The organism is Pseudomonas frigoris (genome assembly GCF_047758635.1).
GTDB lineage: Bacteria > Pseudomonadota > Gammaproteobacteria > Pseudomonadales > Pseudomonadaceae > Aquipseudomonas > Aquipseudomonas frigoris.
Map to the genome: position 1 here is coordinate 6,459,029 of NZ_CP180479.1, position 12,812 is coordinate 6,471,840.

A 12,812-nucleotide genomic window follows, 5' to 3' on the forward strand; every position below is an offset into this window, starting at 1 on the left:
GCCCCATAGCAGCGCAATGAAGATTATGTGTACAAGTTTTTATATTTAACTGGAACAATCCAATAGTTTTTTGAGAACATCCCGTTCCCCGACGTGACCGCAATGCGTCATGGGGTCGCAGTACGACGTAATTAGTCTAATTTTCACAAGCGCAATTCATCATGTAGTATGCCGCAGCGCGCACTACATAACGTTGGATCGATGTTTGCCACAGGCACAGTCGCAGCCCTGAAAGCCCTATCAGCAAGGCCTCAAAGCCGTTGATCGGTTCCATCCCAGCCGCCCGAAATGGCATGTACTGGTGGAAGGGGTTTGTGGTTTAAATAGCCAGAGGCTTCATTGTTAAATTGAAGAGCTGAAAAGCGAAATAGCTGAGCAGAGTGAGGCAAGCAATGACTGAACACGTTCAAGTCGGTGGCCTGCAGGTCGCCAAAGTCCTGTTCGACTTCGTGAACAACGAAGCCATTCCCGGTACCGGCCTCACCGCCGATAAGTTCTGGGCCGGTGCCGACAAGGTCATTCATGACCTGGCGCCGAAGAACAAAGCCCTACTCGCCAAACGCGATGATTTCCAGGCTCGTATCGACGGCTGGCACCAATCCCGTGCCGGTCAACCACACGACGCCGTGGCTTATAAAGCCTTCTTGCAAGACATCGGTTATCTGCTGCCAGAAGCGGCCGATTTCCAGGCAACGACGCAAAACGTCGATGACGAAATCGCCCGCATGGCCGGTCCACAGCTTGTGGTTCCGGTGATGAACGCCCGTTTCGCGCTCAATGCCTCGAACGCCCGTTGGGGTTCGCTGTATGACGCGCTCTACGGCACCGACGCCATCAGCGAAGCTGGCGGCGCGGAAAAAGGCAAAGGCTACAACAAGGTTCGCGGCGACAAGGTCATCGCCTTCGCCCGTGCCTTCCTCGACGAAGCGGCGCCATTGGCTGCCGGCACTCACGTCGATTCCACCGGCTACAAGATCGTTGACGGCAAACTGGTGGTCGCCCTTAAAGGCGGCAGCAATACCGGCCTGCGCAACGATGCACAGCTGATCGGTTTCCACGGCGATGCAGCCGCACCGACCGCGCTCCTGCTGAAAAACAACGGCCTGCACTTCGAAATCCAGGTCGATGCCAGCACCCCGGTCGGCCAGACCGATGCTGCCGGCCTCAAAGACATCCTGATGGAAGCCGCGCTGACCACCATCATGGACTGCGAAGACTCCGTCGCCGCCGTCGATGCTGATGACAAAGTGGTGATCTACCGCAACTGGCTCGGCCTGATGAAGGGCAATCTGTCGGAAGAAGTCTCCAAGGGCGGTCAGACTTTTACCCGCACCATGAACGCCGACCGCACCTACACCGCCCTCGATGGCAGCGAATTGAGCCTGCACGGTCGCTCGCTGTTGTTCGTGCGTAACGTCGGTCACCTGATGACCATCGACGCGATCCTCGATAAAGAGGGTAACGAAGTGCCGGAAGGCATCCTCGACGGTCTGGTCACCAGCCTCGCGGCCATCCACAGCCTCAACGGCAACAACTCGCGCAAGAACAGCCGCACTGGCTCGGTCTACATCGTGAAGCCGAAGATGCACGGCCCGGAAGAAGCGGCGTTCACCAACGAGCTGTTCGGGCGCATCGAAGAAGTACTCGGTCTGCCGCGCAACACGCTGAAAGTCGGGATCATGGACGAGGAACGCCGCACCACGGTCAACCTCAAGGCCTGCATCAAGGCTGCCAGCGAGCGTGTAGTGTTCATCAACACCGGTTTCCTAGACCGTACCGGTGATGAAATCCACACCTCCATGGAAGCCGGCCCGATGGTGCGCAAGGCGGACATGAAGGCTGAGAAGTGGATCGGCGCCTACGAGAACTGGAACGTCGATATCGGTTTGAGCACCGGCCTGCAAGGTCGCGCCCAGATCGGTAAAGGCATGTGGGCCATGCCGGACCTGATGGCAGCGATGCTCGAACAGAAAATCGCTCACCCGATGGCCGGTGCCAATACTGCCTGGGTTCCATCGCCGACCGCTGCTGCGCTGCATGCGTTGCATTACCACAAGGTCGATGTGTTCGCCCGTCAGGCCGAACTGGCCAAACGTGCACGCGCTTCGGTGGATGACATCCTGACCATCCCTCTGGCCGTCAATCCAGACTGGACTGCAGAACAGATCAAGAACGAACTGGACAACAACGCCCAGGGCATTCTCGGTTATGTGGTGCGCTGGATCGACCAAGGCGTCGGTTGCTCGAAAGTGCCGGACATCAACGACGTCGGCCTGATGGAAGACCGTGCGACGCTGCGAATTTCCAGCCAGCACATCGCCAACTGGCTGCGTCACGGCATCGTCACCGAAGATCAGGTCATGGAAAGCCTCAAGCGCATGGCGCCAGTGGTTGACCGTCAGAACGCCAATGACCCGCTGTATCGTCCACTGGCACCGAACTTCGACAGCAACATCGCCTTTCAGGCGGCGGTCGAACTGGTGGTCGAAGGCACCAAACAGCCGAACGGCTACACCGAGCCGGTTCTGCACCGTCGTCGCCGCGAGTTCAAGGCTGCCAATGGCCTGTAACTAATCGCTGACACCGGACAAAAAAGGCCCTGATCGAAAGATCAGGGCCTTTCTGTTTAAAGCAAAGTCAAAAGATCGCAGCCTTCGGCAGCTCCTACAGATGTACGCAATCCCATGGAGCTGCCGAAGGCTGCGATCTTTTGATCCTTTAACAATTTACACATCCATTCCCAACTCATGCTTGACCAGCGCCAACAGCTTGCCGGTATCGACAGGCTTGAGCAGGAAGTCGACTACGCTCAAATGCATCGCGGCGATCGCATCTTTTACGTCAGCGTCACCCGAAACGATGATGATCGGCAATGCCGCCCGAACCGACTCACGAACCTGGCGGATCAGGTCCAGGCCATCAACATTCCCCATCCGCAGATCGGTAATCACCAGGCCAATCGATGGCATCGTCTCCAACATCTTGAGTGCCGTTTCGCCACTGGCGGCAGTCATGCAGCGCACTCCGTCCAGCGCAAGAATCTCAGACAGCAGCTCACGCGCGTCTTTATCGTCGTCGACGATCAGCACCCGCTGCGGCGGCAGGTCAGGTTCCTGCATGACGGCACTCAGCGCCTCGCGCTCGGCGTCGCTCAAAATATCGTGGTCGGACATGGCTTACTCTACGTTTTCATTTCTATTCCCTAGCTCATCCGTCAGACATCGCTAAGCAGACCTTCAATGTGCACTTCGTCGGAAAGTTTTCCTATAGCCAATGCAGGAGGTTTTTCCCACAGTTGCGTCAGACATTTCCCAAATGCCGCCAGCTTCACTGCCTACCTAGACTTACGTCCAATGGGCACCCTGCGCGCAGGGGCCGACCATGGCTGAGTCATCCGACAACAACAATTCAAAAAAGACTGCGGTAATGGTTATGAGTAAAGCGGACGCCTTCACACAGGCAGGGAAAACCGCGGTGTTGCAGAACATCCAGGGCACTTTGCAATTCCTTCAGCGCTTCCCGCCCTTCAATCAAATGGAACACGCCCACCTGGCGTACCTGGTCGAGCAGTGTCAGCTGCGTTTTTATGCGCCCGGCGAGAGCATCATCAAGCCCGCCGACGGCCCGGTTGAACATTTCTACATCGTCAAACAAGGCCGGGTCGTGGGTGAGCGTCCCCACACGGCTAAGGGTGGGACCGAAACCACCTTCGAAATCACCACCGGCGAGTGTTTCCCCCTCGCCGCGCTGCTGGGGGAGCGTGCAACCCGCACCGAACACCTCGCGGCCGAAGACACCTTTTGCCTACAGCTGAACAAGCTGGCGTTCATCAAACTGTTCGCGCTTTCCAACGCGTTTCGCGACTTTTCCCTACGTGGCGTGAGCAGCCTGCTGGATCAGGTCAATCAGCAAGTCCAGCAAAAAGCCGTGGAAACCCTCGGCACCCAGTACTCGCTCAATACCCGACTGGGCGAATTGGCCATGCGCCACCCGGTCACCTGCATCCCGGCCACGCCACTGCGTGAAGCCGTGACCCTGATGCATGAGCAGCAGGTCGGCAGCATTGTGGTGGTCGACGAACATAAAGCGCCGCTGGGGATTTTCACCCTGCGCGACCTGCGCCATGTGGTGGCCGACGGCACTAACGATTTCAACGAAGCCATCGAACGCCACATGACCCGGGCGCCGTTTTACCTGTCGCCGGACCACAGCGCCTTCGATGCGGCGATTGCCATGACCGAGCGGCACATCGCCCACGTCTGCCTGGTCAAGGATCATCGCCTGTGTGGCGTGGTCTCGGAACGTGACCTGTTTTCCCTGCAGCGGGTCGATCTGGTGCACCTGGCGCGGACCATTCGCAGCGCCCAGAAGGTGGAAAATCTGGTCGCGATGCGCGGCGAAATCGGCCAACTGGTGGAGCGCATGCTGGCCCACGGTGCCTCTTCAACCCAGATCACGCACATCATTACCCTGCTCAACGACCACACCGTGTGCCGGGTGATCGAACTGACCCTCGCCGAGAAAGGCGGCCCCGGCATTGCGTTCAGCTGGCTGTGCTTCGGTAGCGAAGGCCGCCGCGAACAGACGCTGCACACCGATCAGGACAACGGCATTCTGTTCGAAGCCCGGGACGCGGCCCACGCCGCCGAGATTCGCGGCAAATTGCTGCCCATCGCCCAGCAGATCAACCAGAGCCTGGCGCTCTGCGGTTTCACCCTGTGCAAGGGCAACATCATGGCCGGCAACCCTGAGCTGTGTCTGTCCCGGGCCGAGTGGTCACGACGTTTTGCCGCGTTTATCCGCGAAGCCACGCCGGAGAACCTGTTGGGTTCGAGCATTTATTTCGACTTGCGGGTGGTCTGGGGCGACGAGCAAGGCTGCGAGCAGCTGCGTCAGGGCATTCTCGATCAGGTGAATGACAACCGACTGTTCCAACGGATGATGGCCGAGAACGCCCTGCGCAATCGTCCGCCCGTGGGACGTTTCCGTGAGTTCGTACTGGCTCGCAAGAATGGCGAGAAAGCCACTCTGGACTTGAAAGTCCAGGGGCTGACGCCGTTTGTCGACGGTGCCCGACTGCTCGCGTTGGCCCATGGGGTCGAGGCGAACAACACGCTGGAGCGCTTTCGCCAATTGGTGGACAAAGAAGTCATCGAACGGCTGGACGGTGCCGCGTACGAAGAGGCCTATCACTTCATCCAGCAAGCCCGCATGCAGCAACATCAGCTACAAACTCGGGAGAACTTGCCCTACTCCAACCGGGTCGATCCAGACAGCCTCAATCATCTGGATCGACGGATCCTGCGTGAATCCCTGCGCCAGGCACAACGCCTGCAAAGCAGCCTGGCCCTGCGGTATCAGCTATGAGCCTGTTTTCATGGCTGCGCCCGGCAGGTCCGAGCCTTCCCGGCGAACTTCAACAACGTCTGCAACGCTTGCCATCGGCGGCAGAGCTGGGCGAATGCAGCCTGCGCGAACAGCGCTGGGTGGTGCTCGACCTGGAAACCACCGGGCTGAACCTGAACAAAGATCGGGTGTTGTCCATCGGCGCGGTAGTGATCGAGGACGGCGCGATCGATTTCAGCCAGCAGTTCGAACGCACGTTGCAATGCGCCGACATGAAGTTGGCTCCCAGTGTGTTGATCCATGGCCTGGGGCCGAGTGCGATTGCCGCGGGCAGTGATCCGGCTCAGGCCCTGGTCGAATTGATGGAGTTCGTCGGCGACAGCCCGGTGCTGGCGTTTCACGCGCCATTCGATCAGCACATGCTCGGGCGCGCCTTGAAAGATCATCTGGGCTACAAGTTGCAGCATCCGTTTCTGGATGTGGCCGATATCGCGCCGCTGCTTTGCCCTCAGGCGCACATTCGCGATGCCGGGCTGGATCAGTGGATCGACTGGTTCAAACTGGAAGTGTTCGAGCGCCACAATGCCAGTGCCGATGCGTTGGCCACCGCTGAGCTGGCGTTGATTCTGTTCAGCCGGGCGCGGCAGATGCAGATTCATAGCCCGTTGAATTTGCAGCAGCGGTTGAGTCAGTGGAAGCGGCGGCAGCGAGCGCCTTCTTTCTGACAGCCACCGCAACTCTTTGTAGCAGCTGCCGAAGGCTGCGTTCGGCTGCGAAGCAGTCGTCAACCCTGCCCGCGAGGTTCACCTGATGCACCGCGGTGACTGATTTTACGACTGCTGCGCAGCCGAACGCAGCCTTCGGCAGCTGCTACAAGGTGCCGTGCGGGTCAAAAATCTGGTTTCCCCCACCCGACCAGCGCCAATTGCTTACCTCCCCCGCCTCTGCCACAATCGCGAACAATTCTCGTTAGTTAACACTTCCCAATCGGTGATGCTGCGTGTCGTCAGTCCAAAGCCCTCAAAGTGAGCTCGTTGGTGCGTTGTATCGCGACCATCGCGGTTGGCTATTGGCCTGGCTGCGACGCAATGTGGCCTGTCCGCAACGGGCCGAAGACCTGAGTCAGGACACTTTCGTGCGTTTGCTGGGTCGTGAAGAACTGAAGGAGCCGCGCGAACCGCGAGCGTTTCTGGTGGCGATTGCCAAGGGTCTGCTGTTCGACTATTTCCGCCGCGCCGCGCTGGAACAGGCCTACCTCACCGAACTGATGCTGATCCCCGCAGGTGAACAACCGTCAGTGGAGGAACAGCAACTGATCCTCGAAGACCTCAAAGCCATCGACCGCCTGCTCGGCAAGCTCTCAAGCAAAGCCCGGGCGGCGTTTCTCTATAACCGTCTGGACGGCCTCGGCCACGCCGACATTGCCCAGCGTCTGGGCGTGTCAGTGCCGCGGGTGCGTCAGTACCTGGCCCAAGGCATTCGTCAGTGCTACATCGCGCTGTACGGTGAGCCGGTATGAGTCCGGTCAGCTCCAAACCCGTCTCGGCGCAGGTGCTGGATGCTGCGATTGCCTGGCAGTTGTCCCTGGACTCCGGCAACCCGGTGGAACGCGAAGAGTTCGCCAAATGGCACGCCGCCCACGAAGAACATGCGCGGGCCTGGCGCCAACTGGGCATGCTCGACCAGCGCTTCAGCGTTGCCAGCGGCCCGGCACGCACCGCGTTACTGCAATCGCGCGAAAGCATTCGCCGGCGCGTGCGCAAACTCGGCAGCGGCGTGGCCAGTATCGTCGCGGTGATCGGGTTGGCGTTGGTCGCAGGTGATCGTTATCTGCCGATCGACTATTGGCTGGCCGACCAGCGCACCGCCACCGGTGAGCAACGCACCCTGCGCCTGACCGACGGCACGCTGATCAACCTCAACACCCACAGTGCCGTGGATGTGCGTTTCGATGAAAAACAACGGCTGATCATCCTTCAGGAAGGGGAAATCCTCGTCGAAACCGGCCATGGCGACACTCGGCCGTTTATCGTCGAAACCCGCGAAGGCAGCATGCGGGCACTGGGGACAAGGTTCCTGGTCAAGCGTGAAGAAGAAGGTACGCGCCTGAGCGTGCTGAAATCGGCGGTGGCCGCCCATCCCGAGTCGAGTCCTGAAGAGCAGATTCTGCGTGAAGGCCAACAAGTCCTGATGCGCAGCAATGGCCTGGGGCCGATCGTCGCGCTCAACCTCGGCGCCGATGCCTGGACCCGCGGCATGCTGGTGGTGGACAACACACGGCTGGAAGACCTGGTCCATGAACTCGGTCGTTATCGACGCGGGCATCTTGGCGTTGCGCCAGAAATCGCCAACCTGCGAATCACCGGCAGCTTCCCCCTGCACGACACCGATCTGGCCCTGCGCGCCCTGCTGCCGACCCTGCCGGTGCAGATCGAACAGCACACGCCGTGGTGGGTGACGGTGGCGAAGGCTGAAGCCAAATCCGTAGGAGCTGTCGAGTGAAACGAGGCTGCGATCTTTTGATCTGCTCCTAAAAAAACAAAGTCAAAAGATCGCAGCCTCGTTTCACTCGACAGCTCCTACACGCCCCCTACAAAGGCGGGCAATCACTGAATCGAAATTATTTCCAATTAGCCCTATCACTTTTGAATTCTCGTTCGGCACCTAGGCAATTGAGAAATATTTCCATTCAGGAGCCGCTGTATGTCCCGTTCGCTAGACACCTTGTTGCGCCCCAGTTTGCTGGCGATTGCCATTGCCCTTTGCGCCCCTCTGGCCAGCAGTCAGCTGATCGCCGCTGAACAGGCATCCAGCGTTCGCGCCTACAACCTGCCGGCCGCGCCATTGGCCAGCACCCTGAACCAGATCGCTAGCCAGGCCGGCCTGGCGCTGTCGTTGAATCCTTCACTGGCAGCGGGCAAGACCTCGGCGCCGGTCAAAGGCCAGTTCGACGCAGCCGGCGCCCTGCGCGAAGCCTTGCGCGGCACCGGTTTGCAACTGGAACAAAGCAGCGCTGGCACTTATAGCCTGGTGGCCGTGCCCGAAGGCGTAATGGCCCTGCCGGAAACCGCCGTCATTGGCGTGGAAAACACCGAAAGTGCCTGGGGACCGGTGCAAGGTTACCTGGCGACCCGCACCGCCGCCGGCACCAAAACCGATACCGCACTGGTCGAAGCACCGCGCTCGATTTCGATCGCCACCCGCGAGCAAATGGACGACCGCAATGTGCACAGCCTCGATGACGCGGTGCGCTACATGCCGGGCATCACCGCCAGCAGCTATGGCAGCGACACCCGAACCGATTGGTTGCGTGTGCGCGGTTTCGAACCGACTCAATTCCTCGATGGCCTGCCACTGCCAAAAGGTGTGTACGCCAACCCGAAACAGGAAACCTGGAACCTCGACCGCCTCGCCCTGCTGCGCGGCCCGGCCTCGTCGGTTTACGGCCAGACCCCGCCAGGCGGCTTGCTGGACATGGTCAGCCGTCGCCCCAGCGCCGAGTCGAGCAATGAAATCCAGGTGCAATACGGCAGTGACAACCATCGCCAGATCAACTTCGCCAGCACCGGCAAGATCGATGACGAAGGCCAGTTCCTCTACGGTTTGAGCGGTGTGGTACGCGACAGCGGCACGCAGATCGACCACGTCGACAACAAGCGCTACAACATCGCGCCGAGCCTGACCTGGAACATCGACGAAGACACCAAGTTCACCTTGCTCACCCTGTTCACTCGTGACGATACCGGCATCACCAGCCAGTTCCTGCCGGTGCAGGGCACCAGGATCCATTCACCGCTCGGCAAGATTTCCCATCACAAAAACCTGGGCGACCCGGACTGGGAATTCTACGACCGCACCTATTACGCACTGGGCTACGCCTTTGAACATCGCTTGAATGATGTCTGGCAGTTCAAGCAGAACCTGCGCTACACCAAATCGGACCTGTCCTTCCAGGCCCTCACCCCCGGCGCCTACCCGTTCACCCAGGTCGATGCCGAAGGCAACGTTGGCCGCTCGAGCACCAGTGTCGACGAGGACATCAGCCAGTTCGCCGTGGACAACAATTTCCAGGGCGACTTCGCGACCGGCGACATCCGTCACACCCTGTTGATCGGCCTCGATCACCAGCGCACCAACACCAACTACACCTCGATCTTCGGCGACGGTCTGACCACCAACGTCAACAATCCGATCTATGGCCAGCCCATCGTTCGTCCGCCGCGTTCGGCGGCGTTTTACGACTACAACCAGAAGACCTACCAGACCGGCCTGTACGTTCAGGACCAAATGGCCCTCGACCAATGGCGCCTGACGCTGGGTGGTCGTGAAGACTGGGTTCACACCAGCACCAAGTTCTTCAACAAGGGCGATGCCACCAACACCGAACGGAACAAGAACTTCAGCGGCAACGCGGCGATCAGCTACGTCTTCGACTCGGGCTTCGTCCCCTACTTGTCCTACGCCGAGTCGTTCCAGCCGAACAGCAACGCCACGGCATCGCCGACCGATTCGTTCAAACCGACTGAAGGCAAGCAGTGGGAACTGGGCATCAAGTACCAACCGCCTGGCAGCAGCACCCTGCTGACTGCTGCGGTCTACGACCTGACCCAGAAAAACGTCTCCGTCACCACGACCAACTCGAACGGCGTGTCGATCACCAGCCAGACCGGTGAAGTAAAAGTCAAAGGCCTGGAACTGGAAGCCGTCTCCGACGTGACCGAGAACCTCAAGGTCATCGCCGCATACACCCTGGCCAAATCCGAAGTGCAGAAAGGCGATTTCAAAGGCAATCGCCTGCAACTGATGCCCAACCAACAGGCTTCGCTGTGGGCCGATTACACCTGGCACAACGGTTTGCTGGACGGTTTCGGCATCGGCGCCGGCGCTCGCTACACCGGCAATACCTACGGCGACCAGGGCAATACCTCGCTCGGCAAGGCTGACGCCTACACCGTGTTCGACGCCGCGGTTCATTACGACCTGGGCCGTCTGGACAACAGCCTGAAAGGCGCCTCCCTGGCACTGAATGCCACCAACCTGTTCGACAAGGACTACATCTCCACGTGCGACAGCTTCTACTGCTACTACGGCGACCAACGCAGCGTCGTCGCCAGTGCCACTTACAAGTGGTAATGGCCTGACCTGACACGCCCAAGACCCGAGCCGTCCGACATGGACGGCTTTGGTATTTCTGAAGGCTATGAAATGAAAAGCAAAACAATCCGCCGCTGGTCCTTCGTCCATACCTGGACCAGCCTGATCTGCACCGTGTTCCTGCTGATGCTCGCGCTGACCGGCCTGCCATTGATCTTCCATCACGAGATCGACCACTTGCTGGGCGATGCCGCTGAATTGAAGGCAATGCCGGCGGACACCCCGCTGCTGAATTTGCAGCAGTTGGTGCAGGCAGCTGAAAAGCATCGTCCCGGCGAGGTCATGCAGTATTTCGGCTTTGACGAAGAAGAGCCCAACGCCGCGATTGCGATCATGGCAGCCACCGCCGGCACTGAACCGAACTCGTCTCACACCTTCATGCTCGACGCCCGCACCGGTGAAGCGCTGGAGATGCCGTCGGCCAATGGCGGCTTCATGATGATCATGTTGCGCCTGCATGTGGACATGTTCGCCGGTCTGCCGGGCAAGTTGCTGCTGGCGTTCATGGGCCTTCTGTTCGTGGTGGCGATTGTGTCCGGGACGGTGCTGTACCTGCCGTTCATGCGGCGTTTGACATTTGCCACCGTGCGCCAGGACAAATCCACCCGTCTGCGCTGGCTCGATCTGCATAACCTGATCGGCGTGGTAACCCTGACCTGGGCCTTGGTGGTCGGTGTCACCGGCGTCATCAGCGCCTGCGCCGACCTGCTGATCGCCGCGTGGCGCAACGACAGCCTGAGCGCGATGGTCGCGCCGTACCGCGACGCACCGCCACTGACACAACTGGCACCCGCGACCCGCTTGCTCGACATCGCCAAGGAAGTCGCACCGGGTATGCAGCCGGACTTCATCGCCTTCCCCGGCACACGATTTTCCAGCGAACACCATTACGCGGTGTTCATGAAAGGCAGCACTCACCTGACCTCGCACCTGCTGACACCGGTTCTGATCGACGCCAGCACCCTGCAAGTCACCGCCGTGGCCGAGCGCCCGTGGTACATGGACGCCATGGGCATGTCTCAACCGTTGCACTTCGGTGATTACGGCGGCCTGCCGATGAAGATCCTCTGGGCGACGCTGGATGGGCTGACCATCATCGTCCTCGGTAGCGGGGTTTATCTGTGGGTGGTGCGGCGCAAGGCTGCCAAACCTGTGTTCGAGAACGCGGAGAGCCCAGCATGAGGCCGCGGCAGTCGAATTTCTGGAAGGTCTTCTCCACCCCTACAGTCATCGCCCTCCTCAGCGCGGCGGGTTTGTTTGCTGCGTTACTGGGGGATGGCGTGTGGGACGCCCTGAGCTGGCTTGGCCTGGGCGTTCCCGCAATCCTCGCCCTGCGCGGCCTACTGCAACGCCGCTAAAAACCTGTGGGAGCGGGCTTGCTCGCGAAGGCGGTGTGTCAGCCAGCATCAATGTTGACTGATACACCGCCTTCGCGAGCAAGTCGGATCGCCGCACCGCCGCTCCCACAGGGGTTAGGCATTTACTTCGATCTTGAGCTATCGGACCAACGCGCTATGCTGCCCAGCACTGTCCCACTCCGAGACGCTGCCATGTCCGCCCCCAGCATGACCCTGTTCCACAACCCGTTGTCGCCCTTCGTTCGCAAAGTCATGGTGCTCCTGCACGAAACCGGTCAACAGGACCGCGTGGCGCTGCAAGACTGCGTGCTCACACCGGTCAGCCCGGACCTGATACTCAACGAAGACAATCCGCTGGGTAAAATTCCGGCCTTGCGCCTGGCCGATGGCAACGTCATCCATGACAGCCGGGTGATCCTCGATTACCTCGACCACCAGCACGTCGGCAACCCGCTGATACCGCGTGACGGCTCGGCCCGCTGGCGGCGCCTGACCCTGGCCTCCCTGGCCGACGGGATCATGGACGCTGCGGTGCTGATTCGTTATGAAGTCGCCCTGCGTGCCCCGGAAAAACACTGGGACGCGTGGCTCGATGGCCAGCGCGAGAAGATTCGTCGCGGCCTGGCATTGCTGGAAGTGGACGCGATTGCCGAGCTGACCAGTCATTTCGATGTGGCGGCGATCAGTGTTGCCTGTGCGTTGGGCTACCTGGATTTGCGCCATCCGGATATGGAATGGCGCACGACGAATCCGAAGCTGGCGAACTGGTACTTTGAGGTGAGTCAGCGGGCGTCGATGGTGGCGACGATGCCCAAGGTTTAGATTTTCACTGGTTGTCCGGGCCTCTTCGCGAGCAAGCCCGCTCCCACAGTTGATCGGTTGTGTGCACGAATTTTGTGTTCACTGGAGGTCCCTTGTGGGAACGGGCTTGCTCCGGGCGGCGTTCCGACGAAT

Annotated in this window: 10 protein-coding genes; 9 read left to right on the plus strand and 1 reads right to left on the minus strand. The window is 60.0% G+C overall.

Going from position 1 to position 12,812, the window contains the following annotated elements; translation table 11 throughout:
• Positions 1-392 precede the first annotated feature (392 nt).
• Entirely contained in the window at positions 393-2,570 is a 2,178-nt protein-coding gene (locus tag ACMXYH_RS29850) for a malate synthase G (RefSeq protein ID WP_415765761.1), read from the plus strand.
• Positions 2,571-2,726: 156 nt separating this feature from the next.
• On the opposite strand, the gene ACMXYH_RS29855 is transcribed toward ACMXYH_RS29850, so the two are convergent.
• Entirely contained in the window at positions 2,727-3,173 is a 447-nt protein-coding gene (locus tag ACMXYH_RS29855; RefSeq protein WP_129440579.1) for a response regulator, read from the minus strand.
• 253 nt (positions 3,174-3,426) lie between these two features.
• Between ACMXYH_RS29855 and ACMXYH_RS29860 the strand changes: the two genes are divergently transcribed.
• The 8 genes from ACMXYH_RS29860 (at position 3,427) to ACMXYH_RS29895 (ending at position 12,680) form a co-directional block, all read left to right on the plus strand.
• A complete protein-coding gene (locus ACMXYH_RS29860; protein ID WP_415765762.1) occupies positions 3,427-5,367 on the plus strand; it encodes a putative nucleotidyltransferase substrate binding domain-containing protein in 1,941 nt (646 codons plus the stop codon).
• Complete coding sequence (locus tag ACMXYH_RS29865; RefSeq protein ID WP_415765763.1) at positions 5,364-6,071, plus strand: 3'-5' exonuclease; 708 nt, start codon at positions 5,364-5,366, stop codon at positions 6,069-6,071. Before ACMXYH_RS29860 ends, ACMXYH_RS29865 begins: the two co-directional genes overlap by 4 nt.
• Positions 6,072-6,346: 275 nt before the next feature.
• On the plus strand, positions 6,347-6,865 hold the full coding sequence (locus ACMXYH_RS29870; RefSeq protein WP_415765764.1) for an RNA polymerase sigma factor: 519 nt from the start codon (positions 6,347-6,349) through the stop codon (positions 6,863-6,865).
• Complete coding sequence (locus ACMXYH_RS29875) at positions 6,862-7,848, plus strand: FecR domain-containing protein (RefSeq protein ID WP_415765765.1); 987 nt, start codon at positions 6,862-6,864, stop codon at positions 7,846-7,848. The genes ACMXYH_RS29870 and ACMXYH_RS29875 overlap by 4 nt, the downstream gene beginning before the upstream one ends.
• Positions 7,849-8,049: 201 nt before the next feature.
• Complete coding sequence (locus ACMXYH_RS29880) at positions 8,050-10,479, plus strand: TonB-dependent siderophore receptor (protein ID WP_415765766.1); 2,430 nt, start codon at positions 8,050-8,052, stop codon at positions 10,477-10,479.
• 72 nt (positions 10,480-10,551) lie between these two features.
• Positions 10,552-11,682, plus strand: a complete 1,131-nt coding sequence (locus tag ACMXYH_RS29885) for a PepSY-associated TM helix domain-containing protein (protein WP_415765767.1) — start codon at positions 10,552-10,554, stop codon at positions 11,680-11,682.
• Positions 11,679-11,858, plus strand: a complete 180-nt coding sequence (locus ACMXYH_RS29890) for a hypothetical protein (RefSeq protein WP_129440566.1) — start codon at positions 11,679-11,681, stop codon at positions 11,856-11,858. Before ACMXYH_RS29885 ends, ACMXYH_RS29890 begins: the two co-directional genes overlap by 4 nt.
• A 192-nt stretch (positions 11,859-12,050) precedes the next feature.
• Complete coding sequence (locus ACMXYH_RS29895; protein WP_415765769.1) at positions 12,051-12,680, plus strand: glutathione S-transferase; 630 nt, start codon at positions 12,051-12,053, stop codon at positions 12,678-12,680.
• The last annotated feature ends 132 nt before the right edge of the window (positions 12,681-12,812 follow it).